Here is a 22226-nt window from a genome sequence, read left to right as displayed (position 1 = left end):
ATGCGCGGTGATGCCTGCAGCTGTGGTGGCTGACTCGACATTCCCGGACCTGGCACAAGAGACTCGCCGGGAAAGCGAGAAATCTTGTTCCCTACGCAGGCGCTAACCTGATCAGGTTCAACGGGATCCGGATTATCCGATCTCAGCCTCAACACAAGGCACCCCGACAAGAACGCGGCCAGTCTAAGCTGGAGTGGCATACAAAGCCAAGCACCTGGACATGGACACGATAAATGGCGCAAATAGCGGATTGTTGCAAAATGGCTGCGCAACTACACTCACCAGTTCAGAAATTCTCACCGTTCAAGGATTGCCCTATGCTGCGCAAACTTTCACTGGCCCTTGCCGTGTCTTGTGCTACCAACGGAATGGCCTGGGCAGCGGACGTGCCCCTGTCGGCGAAGACCGACCTGGTCAGTGTCTATCAGGAAGCCGTGAACAATAACGCCGACCTGGCGGCTGCCCGCGCCAACTACGGCGCCCAGAAGGAAGTGGTGCCCCAGGCCCGCGCCGGCCTGCTGCCGAACCTTTCGGCCGGCGCCGAAATGATGAACAACCGCACCAAGATCGACAGCCCTTCGATTACCGCCAACCGCAGCGGCAACTCCTGGTCCGCGACCCTGGCCCAGCCGGTCTTTCGCGCTGATCGCTGGTTCCAGTTGCAGGCGGCCGAAGCGGTCAACGAACAGGCGGCACTGGAGCTGTCGGCCACCGAGCAGAACCTGATCCTGCAAAGCGCCGAAAACTATTTCGCCGTGCTACGCGCCCAGGACACCCTGGCCTCGACCAAGGCCGAGGAAGCGGCGTTCAAGCGCCAGCTCGACCAGTCCAACGAACGTTTTGACGTTGGCCTGTCGGACAAGACCGACGTGCTGCAGTCCCAGGCCAGCTACGACACCGCCCGGGCCAACCGCATCGTTGCCCAGCGCCAGGTCGACGACGCCTTCGAGGCGCTGATCACCCTGACCAACCGCGACTACAACTCGGTGCAGGGCATCGTCCACACCTTGCCGGTGCAACTGCCGGTGCCGAACGACGCCAAAGCCTGGGTCGAGACTGCCGGCAAGCAGAACCTCAACCTGCTGGCCACCAACTACGCGGTGAGCGCCGCCGAAGAGACCCTGCGCCAGCGCAAGGCCGGGCACGCGCCGACCGTCGATGCGGTAGCGCGCTACCAGAAGGGCGACAACGACAGCCTGGGCTTTTCCAACCCCAACCTCACCGGGCAGAACTACAGCGGCGATGTCGAGCAGACCAGCATCGGCCTGCAGTTGAACATTCCGATCTACAGCGGCGGCCTGACCAGCTCGCAGGTGCGCGAGGCTTACCAGCGCCTGAGCCAGAGCGAGCAGCAGCGCGAGAGCCTGCGCCGCCAGGTGGTGGAAAACACCCGCAACCTGCACCGCGCGGTGAACACCGACGTCGAGCAGGTGCAAGCGCGCAAGCAGTCGATCATCTCCAACCAGAGCGCCCTGGAAGCCACCGAAATTGGCTACCAGGTCGGTACCCGCAACATCGTCGACGTGCTCGATGCCCAGCGCCAGCTGTACACCTCGGTGCGTGACTACAACAACACCCGCTACGACTACATCCTCGACAACCTGCGCCTCAAGCAAGCCGCCGGCACCTTGAGCCCGCAGGACCTGAGCGATTTGAGCCGCTACCTGAAACCGGACTACAACCCGGACAAGGACTTCCTGCCGCCAGACCTGGCAGCAGCGGCCAAGGCCAACTTCGAAGCCCGGCCCTGAAAACGACGGCTGCGAGGCTAAAACCTCGCGGCCACGCCTGCCTGGAAGCTGGCCTTACCTGATATTTTTACCAGTATCCAAGCCTCCTCCTGCTTCCTACATTGCGCCTGACTACTTCCATTGGGGAAGGCTCAGGAGCGATATAGCATGGCTACCGCACCGCAAGCGCCCACCTGGATTTCCAGGCTGGACTTCACCGAAGGCCTTGGCACCCTCTGCCCAGTGCGGCTGGGCAAGATCATGGTGTTCGGTGACTCTGTTGACGAGACCTCCGACTTCACCCTCGCCCGTTTGAACTCTGATGGCAGCCTGGATACGAGCTTTGGCAACCAGGGCGTCATCGAAGATACGTTTTCATTCGGCGAGGACACGATCTTTTTTGCATTATCGGCATACCAGCAGGCAACTGACGGCAAAGTTGTGCTCGCCGGGGTGCTGTTCGCTGACGATATCTACGCGGCGATGGCAAGGTTCGACGAAAACGGCCACCCCGACGACAGCTTCGCGAGTAACGGCAAGCTGGTGCTGGAACAGCTCTCCAGCAAGGGTAGATCACGCTCATCAGGGGCTGAAAGCCCGCAGGAGCTGCGAACTTCCAGTGATGCCGGCTTGAATGCAATCCCCCTTCCACAAGGCGGCTATCTGCTCGCCTCGGCAGATACTGGCTACTTGATCCGTTTGCTACCCGACGGCGCTCTGGACCCGGCATTTGCCGAAACCGGCTACCTCCTGCCCAAACCCGTGGAAAACTTCGAGCTGACCGGCGCCATACTGCTCGACGACAAGATCATCGTCGCAGGTGATGCCGGTAACAGTGGCTGCGTCGCCCGTTACACGCTCACGGGCGAGCTCGACATAACCTTCGCCGAGCAGGGTTCGAGACTGATCACCTATCCAGGCGCAAGCAGAGTCCGTTTGATGACGGTATCCACGGCCATCCCGCGGGTCTTCACTGTCGCCGGCCTGGCAACGCGAGACAATCACAACTCAAGCCTGTTGGCGCGTTTGTCCGCAGCGGGTGATGTTCTTCCCGACTTCCCGGTGCTACTGGCCCCCGGCGGACGGCAAGGCGACTTTCGCTATGTGACATCGCGGCTGATCCCGCAGATCGAAGAGCGCATCCACGCTGTCGGTCAGACGACGAAGCAAGGCGGCGCCGATCCGCGCTACTTCACGGCGGCCTATCGTGCCAATGGTGAACTGGATAAAGGCTTCGCCGATAACGGCTGGAGCCTTGGGCCAGTCGCTGCATCGGCTTACGGCATGTACCTGATACCAGGCAATCTGCTGATCGGCGGACGCATTCGCAAGTTCGATGGCAGCGGGCATGAAGGACTGGTGGCCGGCTACTCCCTGAATACCAAAGACTAGAGCAACCGGCCCAACCCAGCCAGCAGCCGCTGCAAGGCCCCCTGGTTGGCCTTCATCACCGCCAACCCCGCCGCGCCCATGCGCTGCGCATCCCGCGGCAACTCAATCAGTCGGCGAACTTCGGCCGCCAGCCCCTGGGCATCATCGACTTCCTGCAAGGCGCCGGCCTCGCGCAGCATCGCCGCAATTTCCAGGAAGTTGAACAGATGCGGGCCACTGAGCACCGGCAGCGACAGCGCCGCCGGCTCCAGCAGGTTGTGCCCGCCATTGGCCACCAGGCTGCCGCCTACGAAGGCGATATCGGCCAGGGCATAGAGAAACAGCAGCTCGCCCATGGTGTCGCCGAGCAGCACTGCGGTATCAGCCGCGACCGCTTCACCACTGGAACGGCGCACGGTCGGCAACTGCCCGCGGCACAGCTCGAACACGCTGTTAAAGCGCTCCGGGTGACGCGGCACAAGGATCAGCAAGGCGTCGGCATGATGTTCGCGCAACTGCCGGTGGGCAGCGAGGATGATCGGGTCCTCGCCTTCATGGGTACTGGCCGCGATCCATACCGGCCGCTGGCCGGCCTGCCACTGCTCACGCAGGGCTCGGGCGCGCGGCAACAGCTGCTCGTCAATGCTCAGGTCAAACTTGATCGAGCCGGTTACCTGCACACATTCCGGTCGCGCGCCCAACTGGCGAAAGCGCTGGGCTTCGGTTTCGGTCTGTACCGCGACCAGGCTCATCTCGGCCAGCATCGGTCGGGTCAGGCCAGCAAAGCGCGCATAGCCCCGCGCCGAACGCTCGGACAACCGCGCATTGGCTAGGGCCACCGGAATACCGCGCTTGGCGCACTGGTGAATGTGGTTAGGCCACAGCTCGGTCTCCATGATCACCGCAAGCCTGGGCTGCACGTGATCGAGAAAGCGCCCGGCGGCCCAGGGCAAGTCGTAGGGCAGGTAGCAGTGCTGGATGCGCGGCTCGTCGGCGAACATCACCCGCACCCGCTCAGAACCGGTCGGGGTCATGCAGGTGATGGTGATCGGCAGCTGTGGATAAGCCTGCAGCAAGGCGCGAATCATCGGCGCGGCGGCAATGCTCTCGCCCACCGACACCGCGTGCACCCAGATGCCACCTTTGGCCATGGCCGGCAGCTTGCAGGCAAAACGCTCGGCGATGCGCTGCCCATAGGCCGGCGCCTTGCGCGAACGCAGGAACAGGCGCAGCGCAACCAGCGGCAGGCCCAGGTGAAACAGCAAGGTATAGAGGGTTCTGTTCATGGCGCCGAAGTGTACTAGCCAATGGCGCGCAAGTGCACTGCGAAGCGTTCGGCCAACCACTGCGCGGCGGGCCCCAGTGGCTCGTCACGGCGCCACACCAGCTCGACCACCAGTGCCGGCGGTGTCCATTCGCTGGCAAGCTCGACCATCTGCGCCTGGTAGGTGGGGTACTGCACCACATGCCGCGGCAACCAGGCCCAGCCCAGGCCACGCATCAGCAATTCGGCCATGGCGTAGAAGCTGTCGGCGCGCCAGATCTGCGGGCTGATCGGCTCGCCACCGGGGTAGCCGCTTTCCTGCGGGGTGATCAGCAACTGGCGGTGGCGGGCCAGGTCCTGACGACTGACGCGCTCAAGACGGGTCAAGGGATGATCCACGGCGCAGGCAGTAACCATCTCGATCCGCCCCACCGCCCGGCGCTCGAGGGATACCGGCATCTGGTCATGGTGGAACAGCAGGCCAAGATCGGCGCGCCGCTCGATCAGCTTGCGCGCCACGTCGCCCTGGGCGCCGCTGGCCATCTGTACTTCGAGCAAGGGAAACTGCCGGGCCAGCTCATCGAGGCTGTCGATCACCGGTTGATAGGGCATGGCCTCATCCTGGGCCACCCGCAATTGCGCCTCTTGCCCGCGCATCAGCGCCAGGGCCCGGCCATCCAGGCGCTCGCACTGGCGCAGCAGCTCGCGGGCATCTTCCAGCAAGGTTGCGCCGGCTTCGCTCAGGCGCGGCTGGCGGCCGCTGCTACGCTCGAACAGGGTCACCCCCAGGTCAGCCTCAAGCAAAGCGATGCCGTTGCTCACCGCCGATTGCGCCTTGCGCTGTTCACGGGCTACTGCCGAGAACGAGCGCAGCTCGGCGACCCGCACGAACATGCGCAACTGCTCCAGATTCCACTGCTCGGCCATCAACCTATCTCTAGAAAAGATAGGTAATGACTTTACCCCATTCAGGCTTGCTCTAAAATGCCCAGCCAGAACAGAGGATCACCGTCATGAATGCCTACACCTACCTGGCTATCGCCATCTGCGCCGAAGTCATCGCCACCGCCTCAATGAAAGCCGTCAAGGGCCTGAGCACGCCCCTGCCGCTGCTGCTGATGGTCTGTGGCTATGCCGTGGCGTTCTGGATGCTGACCCTGGTGGTGCGCAGCATTCCGGTGGGCATTGCCTATGCCATCTGGTCGGGCCTGGGCATCGTCCTGATCAGCATCGCCGCGCTGGTGATCTACGGCCAGAAGCTGGACCTGCCGGCAATGCTCGGCATGGCCATGATCGTCGGCGGCGTGGTGGTGATCCAGGTCTTCTCGAAAACCGCCGGGCATTGATCGGCAACAGGTGCAATGGCTCACAGGCTGTATACTGGGCGTCTGTCCACGCTTGTGAGGTTCATGCATGCCAACCGTAATTTCCACCGATGTGCTGATCGTCGGCGCCGGGGTCGCAGGCCTCTGGCTCAATGCCCGCCTGCGCCGGCTCGGCTATTCGACAGTTCTGGTGGAACGCGCCAGCCTCGGTGGCGAGCAGACCCTCAAATCCCAGGGGATCATCCACGGTGGCGCCAAGTACGCGCTGCACGGTGCCCTGACCGGCGCCTCGGAAGCCATCGCCGACATGCCCCGGCGCTGGCGCGAGGCCCTGGCCGGCAATGGCGAGCTGGACCTGTCCGGCGTGCGCCTGCTGTCCGAAGCCCACTACCTGTGGTCACCTGGCACCCTGGCCGGCAACCTCACCAGCTTCTTTGCCAGCAAGGCCGTGCGCGGCCGGGTCGATCAGGTCAAGGGCGAGCAGTTGCCACCCGCCCTGCAGGACCGTGCCTTCAAGGGCAAGGTCTATCGCCTGGCCGAATTGGTCGTCGATGTGCCAAGCCTGCTCAACAAGCTCGCGGAACTGGCCGGTGACAGCCTGCTTGCCGGGCAAAGCATCGAACCGTTTGAAGAAAATGGCGAACTGGCCGGCCTGCGCGTCGATGGCCGCGAAATTCGCGCCCAGCGCGTGGTGCTCAGCGCCGGTGCCGGCAACGCCGCCTTGCTCGAAGCCTTGGGCCTGAGCCAGCCAGCCATGCAGCGCCGGCCGCTGCACATGGTCATGGCCAAGGGCGCCAGCCTCAAGCCGCTGTACGCCCATTGCCTGGGCGGCGGGCCGAAGCCGCGCATCACCGTCACCAGCCACCCGGGCGCCGATGGCCAGTGGGTCTGGTACCTGGGCGGCGACCTGGCCGAAGCCGACGGCGTAGCCCGCGAGCCTGAAGCGCAGATTGCCGCGGCGAAAAAAGAAGTCAGCAACCTGCTGCCCTGGATCGACCTCAGCCAGGTGCGCTGGGCCACCGTGCGCATCGACCGCGCCGAGCCTGCGCAATCGGGCCTGGTGCGCCCCGACAACGCCTTCCTCGCCGAACAGCAGCGCCTGCTGGTGGGCTGGCCGACCAAGCTGGCCCTGGCGCCGGACTTCAGTGACCGGGTGCTGGCCAACCTTGAGCGCGACGGCATCAAGCCAGGCGGCCAGCCGGCCCTGCCCGAATTGCCGCGACCGCCCATGGCCCTGCCGGTGTGGGAGCAACTGCTGCCATGAGCCTGCCGAGCCTGCACGATTTGCATCGGCCCCTCGGCAGTACCGGTCTGACGGTTTCGCCACTGGGCCTGGGCACGGTCAAGCTTGGCCGTGACCAGGGCGTCAAATATCCCAGCGGCTTCACTATTCCCGACGACCACGAAGCACGGATGCTGCTGACCCAGGCTCGCGAGTTGGGCATCAACCTGATCGATACCGCACCCGCTTATGGCCGCAGCGAAGAACGCCTCGGCCCGCTGTTACGCGGCCAGCGCGACCAGTGGGTGATCGTCAGCAAGGTCGGCGAGGAGTTCGAAGACGGCCAGTCGCGATTCGACTTCAGCGCAGCGCACACGCGCTTTTCCATCGAGCGTAGCCTCAAGCGCCTGGAAACCGACTGCATCGACCTGGTACTGGTGCATTCCGACGGCAACGACTTGCACATCCTTGAGCACGAGGAGGTTTACCAAACCCTCGAAGCCCTCAAGCAGGAGGGCAAGATCCGTGGTTTCGGGCTGTCCGGCAAAACCGCAGCGGGCGGTCTCAAGGCGCTCGAGCGCGGCGATTGCGCCATGGTCACCTACAATCTGAACGAACAAGCCGAACGGCCGGTGATTGATTACGCCGCCAACCACGGCAAGGCGATCCTGGTGAAAAAGGCCCTGGCCAGCGGCCATGTGTGCCTTAGCCCGGGTGTCGACCCGGTGCGTGCCAGCTTCGAACTGCTGTTCGCCCACCCCGGGGTCAGCAGTGCTATTGTCGGCACCATCAATCCGCTGCACCTGGCCCATAACGTGGCAACCGTTGCCAAGGTGCTGCGCCGCTGACACTCACGCCGCCGCCGCGGCCGACCCCAACGCAAGACGGAGCCGACATGCCGCGAACGCTGATCCGCAAGAACCCGAGCAACTTCAAGACCCTGCCCTTGCACGTCGAGGCCAGCCCCGAAGGGCTGGTGTACCAGAGCATCGGCATGCCGCTGAACTTCGCCCAGACCCTGCAACGGCGCAAGCCGATCCAGGTTGCCGACAGCCAGCACTTTGCTGTCGAACTGGCCAACCTCGGCGTCTCGGTGCGCCTGACCCTGCGCTGGCAGAACCGCGATTACTGGGTGCTGGTACGCCAGCGCCGCCAGGACCGTGGCGATGTCGTACTAAAACTGATTTCAGGCTATGTGCCGGCTCAGGAGCTGAACCTGCCGCTGCATACGGCAATTCAGGAGGTGGCCGAGGAATGCCTGCTGGAAACCCCGGAAGGCTGGCTGGGCGGGCGCTTCAACGATACCTGGCTGCCAGCGCCCTACGCCGACGCCCTGCACTATCGCGAAGCCCTGCCCTTCGTGCTGACGCCGCAGTCCGGCGCCGCACGCCCGGTACGCTGCGCCAACCTGCAATTGCTGGAACGGCCACGGGCATATGTACACTTGCCAACTGCCTCGCTGCAACTGATCTACGACCTGTGCCTGCAAGTACCACGCGAGGCCAAGTCACTGAGCCTGTTCCACGTCGACGAACGCCTTGAAGGCGACCAACTGGTCGCGCGCCTCAACCGTAAACGCCCCGACCTGTACCTGATGCCGCTGGAAGACGGCCAGCCACGCGCCGAGCTCTACACCCTGAGCAAGGATCGCCTGGTGCCGGCCAGCACCCGCGGGCTGTACCTGGCAGAAAGCTTTGCCCAACAGGATGGCTGGCTGGTCAGGGATGAGCGGATTCGCTGGAAGGATTGGGTCAGGCAGCAAGGCCTGACACCCGCAAAACCGGACAGCGGCTTGAAGCGGCTGACCGGCAGGGCACGGGAGTTGTTGCAGATGGCGCGTGGCGGGCTGCGCAAGTAGAACCGAGTGCGGGGCGACTTGCCCCGCGATGCTTCAGTTCTTGCGAATCTTCTCGACGATGGCGGTGGTCGAGCTGTTTTCCACCAGCCCCAGCACCTTCACGGAACCGCCGTAGGCCTTGACGATGTCGGCGCCGACCACCTGGTCGATGCCATAGTCACCACCCTTGACCAGCACATCCGGCTTGACCTGGCTCAGCAGGTTTTCCGGGGTGCCCTCAGGGAAGCTGATCACCCAGTCCACGGCGCCGAGGCCAGCGAGTACGGCCATGCGCCGGTCAACGCTGTTGATCGGCCGGCCCGGGCCTTTAAGGCGGCTGACCGAGGCGTCGTCGTTGACCGCGACGATCAGGCGATCGCCCTGGGCCCGGGCCTGCTCCAGGTAGGTCACGTGGCCGGCATGGAGAATGTCGAAGCAGCCGTTGGTGAAGACGATCTTCTCGTTGTGCGCGCGGGCATCGTCGATGGCCAGCAGCAACTGGTCGAGGCTCAGTACGCCACGCTCGGAACCCTCTTCGCGCTGGATCGCGCGGCGCAGCTCGGGGGCACTGATAGCTGCAGTACCCAGCTTGCCCACCACGATACCGGCGGCAAGGTTTGCCAGGCCGACCGCATGAGGCAGCTCTTCACCGGCAGCGATGGCGGCGGCGAGGGTCGAGATCACAGTGTCACCGGCACCGGTCACGTCGAACACTTCACGGGCCCGGGCCGGCAAGTGCAAGGCCGGGTGATCGGGGCGCAGCAGGGTCATGCCGTGCTCGCCACGGGTCACCAGCAAGGCACCCAGTTCCAGCTCGCTCATCAACTGGGCGCCCTTGGCCACCAGCTCGGCCTCGTCGGCACAACGGCCAACGATGGTTTCGAACTCGCTGAGGTTCGGGGTGATCAGGCTGGCGCCTCGGTAGATCGAGAAATCCTTGCCCTTGGGGTCGGCCAGCACCGGAATGCCTTTGGCGCGGGCGGCCTGGATCAGGCTCTGGTGGTTTTTCAACGCGCCCTTGCCGTAGTCCGACAACACCAGCACCTTGACGCCGTCGAGCAAGGTATCGACCTCGGCGCCCAGGGACAGCGGGTCGGTGGCGAAGGGTTCTTCGAAATCGATACGCAGCAACTGCTGGTGGCGGCTCATGACCCGCAGCTTGACGATGGTCGGCTGATGGGCAATACGCTGGAAGATCGAGCGCACACCGGCAGCCTGCAGGCTGTTGGCCAGGCTGTCGGCAGCCTCGTCCTGGCCGGTCACCCCGACCAGCGCCGCCGGCGCGCCAAGGGCAGCGATGTTCAAGGCGACGTTGGCGGCACCGCCCGGACGGTCCTCGATCTGTTCGACCTTGACCACCGGCACCGGCGCTTCAGGTGAAATCCGTGAGGTACCGCCATGCCAGTAGCGGTCGAGCATGACATCGCCCACCACCAGTACCGGGGCTTGATCGAAACGCGGCATGGACAACTTCATGGGCAACCCATATACAAAATAATTAACAGGGGCAGGATATTAGCACAGGCAAAGCGACGGCTTGTTTACCGCCTTGTTGCCAGGCATTCCAGGGAAACGCTGCCGGGGCACAAGGCCCCGGCGCGGTTGACTCAGGTGATGTCGACCTTGGCCGGCTCGTCCAGGCCCATGGCGTGCAGCCTGGCGTAAAAGCCGTTGGCTGCCAGCAGCTCGGTATGGGTGCCACGCTCGACCAGCTTGCCCTGGTCCATGACCAGGATCATGTCGGCCTTCTCGATGGTCGACAGGCGGTGGGCGATCACCAGGGTGGTGCGGCCTTTCATCACATGATCCAGGGCTGCCTGGATGTGGCGCTCGGACTCGGTATCCAGGGCCGACGTGGCCTCGTCGAGAATCAGCAATGGCGCATTCTTAAGCAACGCCCGGGCAATCGCCAGGCGCTGGCGCTGGCCACCGGAGAGCAGCACGCCGTTTTCACCGACCTGGGTGTCGAAGCCTTGCGGCAACTGCTCGACGAACTCCTTGGCATAGGCATCGGCGGCAGCGGCTTCGATCTCGGCCCGCGGCGCCCCGGCCAAGTCGCCATAGGCGATGTTGTTGGCCACGGTGTCGTTGAACAGGGTCACGTGCTGGGTCACCTGGGCGACGTGCTTGCGCAGGTTGCGCAGGCGGTAGTTCTCGATCTCCACGCCGTCGAGGAGGATCTGTCCGTCATCGTGGTGATAGAAGCGTGGTATCAGTGCCGCCAGGGTCGATTTGCCGCTACCTGAACGCCCCACCAGGGCGATCATCTGCCCGGGCTCTGCGGTAAAGGAAATATCGGTCAGCACCTGGCGGTCAGTACCCGGATAGGTAAAGTTCAGGTTGCGCACTTCAAGCCGCCCGACCACGCGGTCCAGCTCGACGGTGCCGCTGTCGACCTCCGGCGCCTCGTCCAGTTGCTCGAAGATGCTTTCGGCACCGGCCAGGCCTTTCTGGATGGTCGAGCTAACCTCCGACAACTGCCGAATCGGCTTGGGTAGCAGACCCGCTGCGGTAATGTAGGCTACCAGGTCACCGGCAGTAGCCTCGCCACGCAGGAACAGCACCAGGAACATCAATGCCGCCATGGCGGTGTAGATCACCAGTTGCAGCATCGGCGTGTACACCGCGCCGGTCTTGGTCATGCGCAACTGCTTGTCAGTGTTGCTCTGGCTGGCGTTGGCAAAGCGCTGCTGCTCGTAGCTCTCGCCACCGAAGCTGCGCACCACGCGGTAGCCCTGGATGGTTTCCGAGGCAACATGGGTGACATCACCCATGGCCACCTGGATCTTCTTGCTCTGCTTACGGAATTTCTTGCTCGCGGTACCGACCATCACGGCGATGATCGGCAGGATCGCCAGCATCACCAGGGTCAGTTTCCAGTTCATCCACAGCAGGTAGATGAACAGGAAGACCACGGTCAGGCCTTCGCGGATCACCACCTTGATGGCATCGGTCGCAGCACCGGTGACCATGGTCACGTTGAAGGTGATGCGCGAAATCAGGTGGCCGGAATTGTGGCTGTCAAAGTAGCGGTTGGGCAGCACCAGCAGCTTGTTGAACAACTCGACCCGCAGGTCGTGAACCAGACCCAGGGAAACCTTGGCCAGGAAGTAGTTGCCCAGGAACGAGCCCAGACCCTGCCAGGCGGCGATCAGCACGATCAGCAGCGGCACGGCCTGCAGCAGTTGCAGGTCCTTGAGATACGGCACGTTGGGGAACAACACCGCCTGCGGGTTGCTCAAGCCATCGACGAAGTACTTGAGGATGCCGGCCAGCATCGGCTGGGTCGAGGCAAAGATCACGAAGCCGATGATACTCAGCAGAAAAATGCCGATATACGGCTTCACGTAGCTCAGCAGCCGGAAGTAGATTTTCAGGCTGGAGCTCTGCTCCGCCTCTCGCGGTGTTTCGGCCATCGTCGAGCTCGCTGTTCAGATAGAACCGGAAATTTTATCACAGCCTGGCGCCCGGGCACGTACCCAGACCAGGACAGTGGCCAGGCCGACCGGCAGCCAGCTGATGAACCACTCGGCACGCGGGGTGCCGGTCAGGCTTGCGGCGTCGAACTGCATGGCCAGGGTCGAGAACAACCACAGGCCCATCAGACCTTTGCCAAAGGCTGTATCGCGGGTTTTCCAGATTTCGCGCAAAGTGCACAGCCACACCGCCAGCCACAACAGCATGCCGGGGATACCCAGTTCGATGGCAATGTGGGTGAACATGTTGTGGGTGTGGTCGAACTGCATACCGGCGGCGCTGATGGAGTAGAACGACCCCAGGCCCAGGCCGGTCCAGGGATGTTCACCGATCATCTGCAGGCTTACCTCGAAGATCTCCGGCCGGTAGGACGCCCCCCGGTACATGACCAGCGAGTACAACAGCGCAAAACCAATGGCAGCGCCTACCAGCGCTGTTGCAGCAATCACCCGGCTTCTGCGGTCACGGCACCAGAGCGGCATGGCCAGCATCGTGATCAGCAAGCCCAAGGCCGCACCACGACTCTGGCACAACAACACGAATGCCCCCAGGCAGAGCAGGGCAACACCCCAGAGCAACTGCATCAGGCGTTGTTTAACTGGCCAATGGATCATCCAGACAATCGCTGCGCCGATGACGTAAGAACCAAGGATTGGGTGGGAAATTTCACCGATGCCATACAGCCTGGATGCCCACTCCTCGCCGCGGACCAGATAAAACTGCACGATCGACAATACGGCACCGATAGCCAGCCCCGCCCCACCCAGAAGCATCAGCAGGCGAATGCGCTGCTCCCCGAGTTGGGCCAACAGGGGGAAGAACAGCAGGAATACCGCTATGTACAGCAGGCGCTTGAGTTCACGCCCGGGCTCCTCTGTGGCGGCCCACGACAAGCTCAAAGCGGTCCAGCCGAGCATCAGCAGCAACGCCAGGCACAGTGCCTTTTGTGCATGCCAAAGCTCGACCAGCAATGCGCGGGCAGACCACAGCATGACCAGCGTAGGCAGCCACAGAAACGCAACCAGCCCTTGCTGGTAAAGCTTGTTGCTTGGCGCCAGGGCAATGCCCACCAAAAACCAGAAAAAGCCAATTGCCAGCCAGGCCTGCGCCCAGCGCCTCGAATACATCATGCACTTCCCCATTGATTCAACAACACCGGCATGGTGCAACCCTGAACTTTTCGGCATTATTGCCGGTCATTTTGCTTGCCCGCTAACAAGGCCCCTACCATGCAATGTTCCCGGCTCCCCCAAGTCGACTTCAATCAGCTGACGCTTGGTGCCCAGATACTGGAGGCCGACAGCTACGGCGCTAAAGTCTACCTGTTAACAGACGGCAATATCCTCAAGCTCTTCAGGCGCAAGCGGTTAATTTCATCTGCGCTGCTGCGACCTTACTCCCGACGCTTTATCGATAACGCGGTGATGCTAAAGAAAAAGGGAATTCCTACGCTTGAAGTGCTGGAGTACTACAAGCTGGACGCACCTGGAATGACGGCGGTACTGTACCGTCCACTGCCCGGCAAAACCTTGAGCCAGCTGTCTCGCGAGCCCGGTTTCAGCTGGCAGGAACGCCTTCCGGATCTGATCGGACTGGTGCGCCACCTGCATCAGGCGGGTATTTACTTCCGCTCACTGCACCTTGGCAACATTGTTGTTACCCCTGAGCAGCAACTTGGCTTGATCGATGTCGCCGACATGCGTTTCCTGCGAGCCCCGTTGTCCAGCCGAATGATTCGACGCAACGTGCAACATTTTGCCCGGTACATTGCCCGGGAACAGTTGGCTGACCAGTTTCCCCTGGCTGAGCTTGAGCGCGCACTGCTGCCGTAAAGAACTCAGGCCCTGCCCAGTAACGCCCTGGAAGCCTGACTGAAGCGTTGCCAGGCCTGCTCGGGCTGCAGGGCCTGGTATTGAGCGTTGGCAACAGTGCTTGCCTGAAGATCCGAGCACGCGGCAATCGCGTTGCTCCAGGCGCCGACATCACCCGCCGGCGCATAGTAGCCTGCGCTTCCCAACTGCTCGCGAAACACCGGCAACTCGCTGCACAGGACAGGCACATCGGCCATTACCGCCTCTTGCAGCACCAGGCCCAACCCTTCGGAGTGCGAAGGAATCAACAGCCAGTCAAATGCCCTGTAGAGCTTTTCCAGCCCGACACAGTGCCCTGGCATCGAGACTTTCTGAGCCAGGTCAAGCGCCTGGATCCGCGCCTGCAACTGTGAGCGCAAGCCGCCCTCACCGAGGATCACCAGGCGCAGATCAGCTTGCTGCCGAGCAGCCTGGGCAAAGGCATCGAGCAAGTAGTCAAAACCCTTGCTATCGACCAACCGGCCGACTGCGCCCAGGACACGTACGCCGTGCTCCGCGAGCCCCAGCGCCTGACGTGCCTGTTGCCGGCCTAGCAAGTTGCGACGAAAGCCATCTGGTTCAAGGGCGGTACGCAACACCTGCACCGGCACCCCGAGGTCTTGCTCCAATGCATCGGCAAGGGTTTGTGAGACGGCGACAAACGTCAGCCGAGAGGCAGGAAAAGCGCGCAACAAGGCAATATCGGCCCGGCGCAGGCGGGTCTTGCCATGAAACACGACGGTGGCCCGCAAGTCCGGCATGACCTTGAGCAGCGGCAGTATCAAGCGCGACACGCCCAACCCGTCAAGCAACAGCACCTGAGCATTGGCTTGTTCCAGCGCATCGCGAAACCGCCCCCGCAACCAGGGACGCAATGCGCGCCAGACATGCCGCCCCTTGAGCAGGCGATGGGACAAATGCCACTCGCGCGTTGACTCACCGCCATAGCAGGCACCCTGCCCCTGCAGCAGCCAACTGCTGATTTTCGCCCCAGGCCCGGCCTGGGACAGAATGTGTTGATGCACCTTGTGCACCGAGACATACGGCGAACCGCCAGCCCACATAATGTTGACGATATTCACGGGGATGTACCCCTTGTATCGGACTGGATCACTGGCAAGCCAGTTGAATCAATTCGCAAGAAAGCCAATAGCCACTCCCACTGCCAAACCGATCAACAAGGCAGCTGCCAGCTTGACCCGCTCGCGCTGACGCCGGCGTGCTTTGCGCTGACGCTCTTCAGGCAGGCTGACGTGCATGCCAAAGCCGGTATGCAACACGGCATCACCTTCCAGGCTCACGCCGGTCAGGTTCAATTCTGCATAGCGCTTTGACAGTGCCTTTTCACCAGCATAGGCGGCGAACGGCGCACAGCGCTGATAATCGCTCAAACGGCGCAACCCCGGGTTCAGAGAAAAACTCTGCCACTCAGGCTTGTCCGACAACAACGGGTAGCAGGGCACACCGGCAATCACCTGGCGCTCACCAAGGTGGATGTAGGGGCTATGCAACTTCAGGTCATAGACATAACTGCGCAACCAGACCTGAAGCAGCTCAGGGCTGACCGCCAGGATCGCTTGCGAGTCTTCGACGAAGCCAGGACGGTAGAACTCCCAGTCATCTTCACAATGGAAGATGTAAGAGGTTTTTACATGGCTGTAAGCGAGATCGATCGAGGCCAGCTGCCCCAGTTTCGGACGATTGACGAAGACCTTGCAGTGCGGCTTCCAATGCTCGGGCACAGCCTGGTGAACAGCGTCATCTCCCGAATCTTCGGTGATGAACACTTCACGGATAGGCGCGGTATTGAAGCGGTCAAAGCTTTCCAGCGTAAGTTTTAGCAAATCGAAGCGTCCGCAACTGGTGACAACCAGTGTTACGTCGCTATCTTGGCAGAATCGCACCGGACTCCCTCCCCATAAACTGTATTCAAATGTTCGAGACTACTTGCCTGGTTTCAGGACAGCCGGCTCATATGCCCAGTCTCAAACGCAAGCGTTGCCAGCCGGTCAGGGCTGGACGGGGACGAAGAGGTGGCTGCATTTTTTCCACGATGCTACGACCTACCTGGGCGAAGCTGAATTGCGAGACGGCCAGATCACGGCCGTTGTTGCCGATACGCTCGACCAGCCCGGGGTCGGCACGCAATACTTTCAGCTTCTCTTGCAACTGGGCAATGCTGTCATAGAGCACCACGTTATGCATGTCTTTCAAACCCAGGGCGCGATTTTCCGCCTCACCCTGGTCAAAGGCCAGCAAAACGCAGCCACAGGCCATCGCCTCGAAATTCTTGATCATGTATTCGCCCATGCCGACATCCGCGCTAACAAAAAAACGGATGCGGTTGAGCGTGTCGCAATACTCTTCACCGGACTTGGTACGGGTTACCAGCAGGTTTTCCACCTGCGCCAACTCATCGAGCAATGCCTTGCGGCCACTGTAGGCAACGCTGTTGGTGCTGCCGACAAAAGCCAGCTCGATATCCCGTTCACGACCCTGGTCGGCCAACAGCTGCTGGTCGTAGCCCTTGGGTACGAACTCGGCATCGAAACCCTCCTGACGCAGGCGCTCACTGACCATGTAACCGGAACTGATGACCCGCGCCCAAGGCAGTTGGCGGTAATGGGCGCTGAACTTGCCGGTGTACTTGCAGGGGATGTAGTTCTGGTAGGCATCATGTTCGAGGATGACCAGATTGGGCACCGTGCGAATGAAACCGACCTGGCGAATCTCTTGCTTGAAGCGCAGGAAAAACACGATCCGGTCGTACTTGTCGACGTCGACTTCGCGGCGGAAGTAGCGGCGCAGGTTGCGCTGCTCGTCACTGCTCAGCCAGCGCAGGTCGCAGTCGCTGTGCGCAGCAACGCCGTCATACAAACGGTCGAGGATCGCCCGTTGTTCTTTCTGCACCAGAAATAGAACTTTCATTGTCTTCCTTGCGGCGCTCAGGCCACAGCTTTCAATCTTGTAGCATCGTGATCAGAGCTCACGACGCCAGAACAATTCGTGTCGACGCACAGCCTTGCGAAAGAATTCGTTCTCGCCATAGGGCGAAGGACGACGCCCGGCCAGCCAGCGTTGCAGCAGGCGGCGCAGGCGGCGCTTGAACGGCGCAGGCGGCTGCAGGTCGTGCATCATGCCCAGGGCCATGGCTTTGTCGCGCTGGGCGGGCAGGCCCAGCACCAGGCAGTAGGGAGACCAGGCCTGGGCTGCTTGCAGTTGCGGCGGCAAAGCAATGCCTGCACCGCTATTACCCATGGGCCAGCGGTCGTTGTCATGCAGGTGATTGGCATAGCACAGCAGGGTTTCAGGCTGCCACTCAAGGCCTTGCAGCGCTTCGAGCACAGCAGCCTGGGCGCAGATATGATCAGGGTGCGGATCGAGGGTCGGGTGCGGCATCACCAGCACCTGCGGTCGGGCCCTGAGCAACAGTGCACGCAGATCGGCCAGCAGGTTGTTCCAGGTTGGCGCGCCGTCTTCATCACCCGGCAGGGTCAGCGGGTTGAACTGGCGAAACAGGCGGGTATCGGCAAGCCCGGCCTCGCGCGAAGCCATTGGCTCTGCAGGCGCGGCCTGCATGGCCGGGAGTTGCAAGCAGAAATACCCCAGCTGCACGCAGCGAGACTCGGGCACCCCGGCCCAACGCGGCACAGCGATGCTGTCCCAGGCTCGTAAACGACCTTTCAGGCGCGCAGCCTCGGCCTTTACCAGGCCCATTTGCTGGTAGTGTTCGGCTTCGATTTCACCGGCAGTCAAGGTCACCACCCAGGTTTCCTCGGCCTGGCTGTAGAAGCCAAAGGCTGCGAGCTCGGCATCATCGGCATGGGGCGCAATGACCATGACCCGGCGCTGGCGAAGATCGGCCTGTGGCGCAACCCATAGCGTTGCCTCGCCCACCAGGCGGCAGTGGCGTCCACGCAGGCGCAACTGTCCAGCCATCAACGCCTCGGCCAGCCCGGTGAGGTTCAGGTAACGCAGACCGTTCACGCCCCGCTCGAACGTCTGAACGTCGTCACTGCCCAGGCTTACCGCAGGATCAAGGAACCGCCCCAGCCAATTGCTTTTCAGGTGCACCTGAAGAATCACCGTCTGCTCAGCACCAAGCTGCAGCGGCGATTCCAGGCGCACAATTCCATCGACCAGTCCGACCGAATGCGCCACACAGTCTGGCGGGAACTGATACTGATAGTCTTCAGCCGGAGAGTAGAACAGATGGTCGGCAAACCACGCCTCGTGGGCGACCCACAACAGCGGCAACAGCAGCAACGGCAGCCACCACTGGACAAAAAACCCCAGGGCAAGCAGCACCAACAAGCCGATCAGCAGCCCGAGGCGCTTGTTGCGCCGGTGGCGCTTGAGCAACTGCTGCTTGCGGCTCACACCTGAAACACCGGCACGGGGTTGCACCAACGGTCCTTGTACTCGCGATCGGCACGGCCGAAGGAGAACCGCAAGGGTTTGTTACGCGTACGGGCATCTTCCCAGGCAGCCTGGGTATTGAGGAAGCTGAGCACGCTACCTGGGCTGAAAGCCTTGGTTTGCGGATCGACACCACCGTTGATGTACTCGACGCTGATCCACGCTGGCGCTTCGACCCGATAAACCAGCTGGATGGCAATCGGCGCATCGTCAAGAAACAGCACCGAACCGATCAACAGCTCGCGCAGGCGCTCGATCACCTCGGCCATGCGCTCGGCGCCAGTAGCCGGAAACTCCCAGCGGCGCTGGAACAGGTCGCAGTAGATCGCCGCAAGTTCGCTACTGGAAAAATCCGTGACCGGCCGCACCTGGCCGCCCGCCTCTTCCAGCAGGCGCAATTCACGGCGCTGGTTGTAGCGAAACTTCTTCGACAGGTCTTCCGGCGTACGGGCCATGGCCAGCGATTCGGCCTGCGCCTTGAGGTTGGCAAAACGGCCCTGGTTGAGCTCGGACAGATAACGCCCGGCATGACGCAGCGGCGCCTGGGCATCGGCAGCGGCGGGCAGGATCAGCTCGGCATTGCCCAGGTCGTACAGGCCTTTTTTGCCCTGACGCTTAAGCACATCTTTGGACAGCGCCAGGTAGCGACCCCAGGTGGGAATCGCAGCCTTGAGCTCGCCGTTTTGCTCCCAGCCCAGGTAACGCACCGGGATCTGCGCCAGGTCAGCCAGCTGTTCAACAACCAGTGGATGGGTGGCGACACTGCCGCCAAACTTTTCCCAGGCCAGGGCGTAGGTTGGCGCATCGATCTGCGTCCAGCCGCGCTCGCGCCAGCCCTGAATATGGTTGAGCATCAGGCCTCCGCTGTCAGGGCACGAACGTGCGGCAGTTGCCAGAAGGACTCGCGCACTGCGGCATCGGAGAAGCGCTCGCGCAAACGCTCAAGCATGCGCCCGGCGCACTCCTGGCGCTGCCCGGCATCCAGTGCGGCCAGGTGCTGCAAACCTTGCCCAAGACGCTCGGCGTCGCCCAGCGGGAAGAGGATGCCGACACCCTCGACCACCTCGACCGCACCGCCGCAGGCCGTAGCCAGTAGCGGCACGCCGGCGACCATGGCTTCGAGCAGGACCATGCCGAATGGCTCATGGTCGGAGCTCAAGGCGAAGGCGTCAAAAGCACGAAAGTAGCGACGAGCGTCAGGCACCTGGCCGAGAAAATCCACCTGCGCGGCGATTCCCAGTTCGGCGGCTTGCTCTTTGAGTTGCTGCTCCAGGCGACCCTTGCCAAGAATGGCCAGGCGAGCGCCGGCCGGCAGTTGCGGCAAGGCCTGGGCGAAACCACGCAGCAAGGTGGCCTGGTCTTTGTCTGGATGCAGGCGGCCGACGTTGCCGACGATCCACGCTTGCGGGTCCAGGCCCAACGCCTCGCGCGCCTGCGCGGCGGGCACCTGGCTGGCCTGCAGCGCCTCGATGTCGATGCGATTGTAGAGGGTCTGGATACGCTCGGCCGGCCACTTGCGCAGGCATTTGCGCATGTCGTCGCGCACTGCGTCAGAAACACCGAGCAGGCTCAGGCGTTTGCTGAACAGGTTGGCAAACAGCTGGCGGCTGCGGCGCAGGTAGTCACCGAAGGCGTGGTGCACGCCGACCACTGGCAAGTTGCTGCCGAGCAAGGCGATATAGATCGGCTTGAAGCGGTGCGCGATGCAGAAGCTGAACTGGCGGCTGGCGACGATCCGCCGCAAGGCGCGGATCGCCCCCAGCTTCAGGCCACGAATGGCCTTGGAGCTGAACTCGAGGAAGATCACCTCGTCCGAGGCGCAGCCGGCCGCGACCTGAGGGTCGGCAGCGCCGGTCAGGAACACCGTCGTGACCTTGTAGCCGCTACCGTCGAACAGGCTGGCGTACTGGCGCGCACAGTCCAGGAACGGACCGTCATAACCATGACAGAACTGCAGGACGCGTTTTTCAGCCCTGGACGTCATAAGTGTCCGCGCCGTCCTTGACCACCAGGATGTCTTCCATGATCAGGTACTGCAGGTCCGAGCCGAAGAACATGTTCAGCGCATCGGTCGGCGAGCAGATCATCGGCTCGCCACGACGGTTGAGCGAAGTATTCAGCGACACGCCGTTGCCGGTCAGGGTCTCCAGCGCCTTCATCATGTCGTAGTAGCGCGGGTTGTACTCGCGCTTGAGCACCTGGGCGCGCGAGGTGCCGTCTTCGTGGACGACTTCCGGCACGCGGGTCTTCCACTCTTCAGCCACTTCGAAGGTGAAGGTCATGAACGGCGCCGGGTGATCGATCTTGATCATCTGCGGCGCGACGGTGTCGAGCATCGACGGGCAGAAAGGCCTCCAGCGCTCGCGGAACTTGATCTGGTGGTTGATGCGGTCGGCAACGCCTTCCACGCTCGGGCAACCGATGATCGAACGACCGCCGAGGGCACGCGGGCCGAACTCCATGCGGCCCTGGAACCAGGCCACCGGGTTGCCGTCGACCATGATCTTGGCGATCTGCTCGGGCATGTTCTCCAGCTTGCGCCATTTTGGCTGGCTCGGATGACGGGCACAGGCGGCAATCACATCTTCGTTGGAGTACGCAGGGCCGAGGTAGACGTGCTCCATCTTCTCAACCGGTACACCACGGGCGTGGGACACATAAGCAGCAGCTCCGACCGCGGTGCCGGCGTCGCCGGAAGCCGGCTGGACGAACAGTTCCTTGAGGTCAGGGCGGGCAATGATCTTCTGGTTGAGCTTGACGTTAAGCGCGCAGCCGCCAGCGAAGGCCAGTTTGCCGGTCTCCTTGAGGATGTCGCCCAGGTAGTGGTCGATCATCTGCAGGGCGAGCTTCTCAAACAGCGCCTGCATGCTCGCGGCGTAGTGGATGTACGGCTCGTCGGCGATGTCGCCTTCGCGTTTCGGGCCCAGCCACTCGATCAGTTTTGGCGAGAAGTAGAAACCCTTGCCCTTCTCTTTATAACGACGCAGGCCGATGACATTGGCGTAGTCGGTGTTGATCACCAGCTCGCCGTTTTCGAACGAGGCCAGGCGCGAGAAATCGTACTTGCTGGCGTCGCCGTAAGGCGCCATGCCCATGACCTTGAACTCGCCATCGAGCATTTCGAAACCGAGGAACTCGGTGATCGCGCCGTACAGGCCACCGAGGGAGTCCGGATCGAAGAATTCCTTGATCTTGTGGATCTTGCCGTTTTCGCCGTAGCCAAAGAAGGTCGTGGCGTATTCACCCTTACCGTCGATACCGAGGATCGCGGTTTTCTCTTTGAAACCGGAGCAGTGGTAGGCACTGGAGGCGTGGGCCAGGTGGTGCTCGACCGGCTCGATCTTGACCTTTTTCGGGTCGAAGCCCAGTTGCTCCAGGCACCAGACGATCTTCTTGCGGTAGCGCTTGTAGCGACGGTTGCCCATCAGGATCGCATCAAGGGCGCGGTCCGGGGCGTACCAGTAACGCTTGGCGTAGTGCCAGCGAGCCTCGCCGAACAGGCTGATCGGGGCGAACGGAATCGCCACCACATCAACGTCGGACGGCTTGATACCGGCCTGCTCCAGGCAGAACTTCGCCGATTCGTAGGGCATGCGGTTCTTTGCATGTTTATCGCGCACGAAGCGCTCTTCTTCAGCGGCGGCAATCAGCTTGCCGTCGATGTACAGGGCCGCGGAAGGGTCATGACTAAGGGCGCCGGACAGGCCAAGAATCGTCAATGCCAAGGGTCT

Annotated in this window: 18 protein-coding genes, 2 pseudogenes and 1 riboswitch; of the genes and pseudogenes, 7 read left to right on the top strand and 13 right to left on the bottom strand. The window is 62.4% G+C overall.

Annotation, left to right across the window (positions count from 1 at the left end; genetic code table 11):
- Positions 1 to 71: 71 nt before the first annotated feature.
- Positions 72 to 176, bottom strand: a riboswitch (TPP riboswitch).
- A gap of 141 nt (positions 177 to 317) precedes the next feature.
- Positions 318 to 1751 (top strand): TolC family outer membrane protein, encoded by a 1434-nt coding sequence (locus LOY54_RS02310; RefSeq protein ID WP_045193767.1) that lies wholly within the window; start codon positions 318 to 320, stop codon positions 1749 to 1751.
- 147 nt (positions 1752 to 1898) lie between these two features.
- Complete coding sequence (locus LOY54_RS02305; RefSeq protein ID WP_258609079.1) at positions 1899 to 3122, top strand: hypothetical protein; 1224 nt, start codon at positions 1899 to 1901, stop codon at positions 3120 to 3122.
- On the opposite strand, the gene waaA is transcribed toward LOY54_RS02305, so the two are convergent.
- Positions 3119 to 4387 (bottom strand): lipid IV(A) 3-deoxy-D-manno-octulosonic acid transferase, encoded by a 1269-nt coding sequence (gene waaA, locus LOY54_RS02300; protein ID WP_258609077.1) that lies wholly within the window; start codon positions 4385 to 4387, stop codon positions 3119 to 3121. The two genes, LOY54_RS02305 and waaA, sit on opposite strands and share 4 nt — an antisense overlap.
- 14 nt (positions 4388 to 4401) lie before the next feature.
- Positions 4402 to 5292, bottom strand: coding sequence for a LysR family transcriptional regulator (locus tag LOY54_RS02295; protein ID WP_045193769.1), 891 nt, complete (start codon positions 5290 to 5292; stop codon positions 4402 to 4404).
- 86 nt (positions 5293 to 5378) lie between these two features.
- Here LOY54_RS02295 and LOY54_RS02290 point away from each other — a divergent pair, with 86 nt between their 5' ends.
- The 4 genes from LOY54_RS02290 to LOY54_RS02275 all read left to right on the top strand — a co-directional run bounded on the left by LOY54_RS02290 (position 5379) and on the right by LOY54_RS02275 (position 8770).
- Positions 5379 to 5711 carry a multidrug efflux SMR transporter gene (locus LOY54_RS02290; RefSeq protein ID WP_028945643.1) on the top strand — a complete coding sequence of 111 codons (333 nt, stop codon included), beginning with the start codon at positions 5379 to 5381 and terminating at the stop codon, positions 5709 to 5711.
- A gap of 67 nt (positions 5712 to 5778) precedes the next feature.
- Positions 5779 to 6954, top strand: a complete 1176-nt coding sequence (locus tag LOY54_RS02285; protein WP_093376795.1) for an FAD-binding oxidoreductase — start codon at positions 5779 to 5781, stop codon at positions 6952 to 6954.
- On the top strand, positions 6951 to 7760 hold the full coding sequence (locus LOY54_RS02280; protein ID WP_258609067.1) for an aldo/keto reductase: 810 nt from the start codon (positions 6951 to 6953) through the stop codon (positions 7758 to 7760). The genes LOY54_RS02285 and LOY54_RS02280 overlap by 4 nt, the downstream gene beginning before the upstream one ends.
- 47 nt (positions 7761 to 7807) lie before the next feature.
- Positions 7808 to 8770, top strand: coding sequence for a hypothetical protein (locus LOY54_RS02275; protein WP_045193775.1), 963 nt, complete (start codon positions 7808 to 7810; stop codon positions 8768 to 8770).
- Between the two features lie 33 nt (positions 8771 to 8803).
- Here the strand turns inward: LOY54_RS02275 and hldE are convergent, their stop codons facing one another.
- From hldE to LOY54_RS02260, 3 genes are all read right to left on the bottom strand, one after another.
- Entirely contained in the window at positions 8804 to 10225 is a 1422-nt protein-coding gene (gene hldE / locus LOY54_RS02270; RefSeq protein WP_258596061.1) for a bifunctional D-glycero-beta-D-manno-heptose-7-phosphate kinase/D-glycero-beta-D-manno-heptose 1-phosphate adenylyltransferase HldE, read from the bottom strand.
- A 131-nt stretch (positions 10226 to 10356) separates the two neighbouring features.
- Positions 10357 to 12165, bottom strand: a complete 1809-nt coding sequence (gene msbA, locus LOY54_RS02265) for a lipid A export permease/ATP-binding protein MsbA (protein ID WP_045193777.1) — start codon at positions 12163 to 12165, stop codon at positions 10357 to 10359.
- 15 nt (positions 12166 to 12180) lie between these two features.
- Entirely contained in the window at positions 12181 to 13356 is a 1176-nt protein-coding gene (locus LOY54_RS02260) for an O-antigen ligase (protein WP_258609066.1), read from the bottom strand.
- A gap of 99 nt (positions 13357 to 13455) precedes the next feature.
- Between LOY54_RS02260 and LOY54_RS02255 the strand changes: the two genes are divergently transcribed.
- Positions 13456 to 14058 (top strand): toluene tolerance protein, encoded by a 603-nt coding sequence (locus tag LOY54_RS02255; protein ID WP_045193779.1) that lies wholly within the window; start codon positions 13456 to 13458, stop codon positions 14056 to 14058.
- A gap of 5 nt (positions 14059 to 14063) precedes the next feature.
- On the opposite strand, the gene LOY54_RS02250 is transcribed toward LOY54_RS02255, so the two are convergent.
- From LOY54_RS02250 to LOY54_RS02220, 8 genes and pseudogenes are all read right to left on the bottom strand, one after another.
- Positions 14064 to 15158, bottom strand: a complete 1095-nt coding sequence (locus tag LOY54_RS02250) for a glycosyltransferase (RefSeq protein ID WP_258609063.1) — start codon at positions 15156 to 15158, stop codon at positions 14064 to 14066.
- A 48-nt stretch (positions 15159 to 15206) separates the two neighbouring features.
- Positions 15207 to 15980, bottom strand: coding sequence for a glycosyltransferase family 2 protein (locus LOY54_RS02245; protein WP_093376811.1), 774 nt, complete (start codon positions 15978 to 15980; stop codon positions 15207 to 15209).
- Positions 15981 to 16047: 67 nt separating this feature from the next.
- On the bottom strand, positions 16048 to 17004 hold the full coding sequence (locus tag LOY54_RS02240; protein WP_045193782.1) for a glycosyltransferase: 957 nt from the start codon (positions 17002 to 17004) through the stop codon (positions 16048 to 16050).
- Between the two features lie 51 nt (positions 17005 to 17055).
- Positions 17056 to 18150, bottom strand: a pseudogene (locus LOY54_RS02235) (PIG-L deacetylase family protein); the annotation flags it as partial.
- Positions 18151 to 18248: 98 nt separating this feature from the next.
- Positions 18249 to 18456 (bottom strand): annotated as a pseudogene (locus tag LOY54_RS27505) (PIG-L family deacetylase); the annotation flags it as partial.
- On the bottom strand, positions 18453 to 19349 hold the full coding sequence (locus tag LOY54_RS02230) for an antimicrobial resistance protein Mig-14 (RefSeq protein ID WP_258596052.1): 897 nt from the start codon (positions 19347 to 19349) through the stop codon (positions 18453 to 18455). The pseudogene LOY54_RS27505 and the gene LOY54_RS02230, both read right to left, overlap by 4 nt.
- Entirely contained in the window at positions 19349 to 20479 is a 1131-nt protein-coding gene (locus tag LOY54_RS02225) for a glycosyltransferase (RefSeq protein WP_258609060.1), read from the bottom strand. The genes LOY54_RS02230 and LOY54_RS02225 overlap by 1 nt, the downstream gene beginning before the upstream one ends.
- The gene (locus tag LOY54_RS02220; protein ID WP_038997493.1) at positions 20463 to 22220 is read right to left on the bottom strand and encodes a carbamoyltransferase; all 1758 of its coding nucleotides are present in this window, start codon (positions 22218 to 22220) and stop codon (positions 20463 to 20465) included. Before LOY54_RS02220 ends, LOY54_RS02225 begins: the two co-directional genes overlap by 17 nt.
- Positions 22221 to 22226 lie beyond the last annotated feature (6 nt).

It is taken from the genome of Pseudomonas sp. B21-032 (assembly GCF_024748965.1).
Taxonomy (GTDB): Bacteria; Pseudomonadota; Gammaproteobacteria; order Pseudomonadales; family Pseudomonadaceae; genus Aquipseudomonas.
This window is presented reverse-complemented; position numbering and strand designations above follow the sequence as displayed.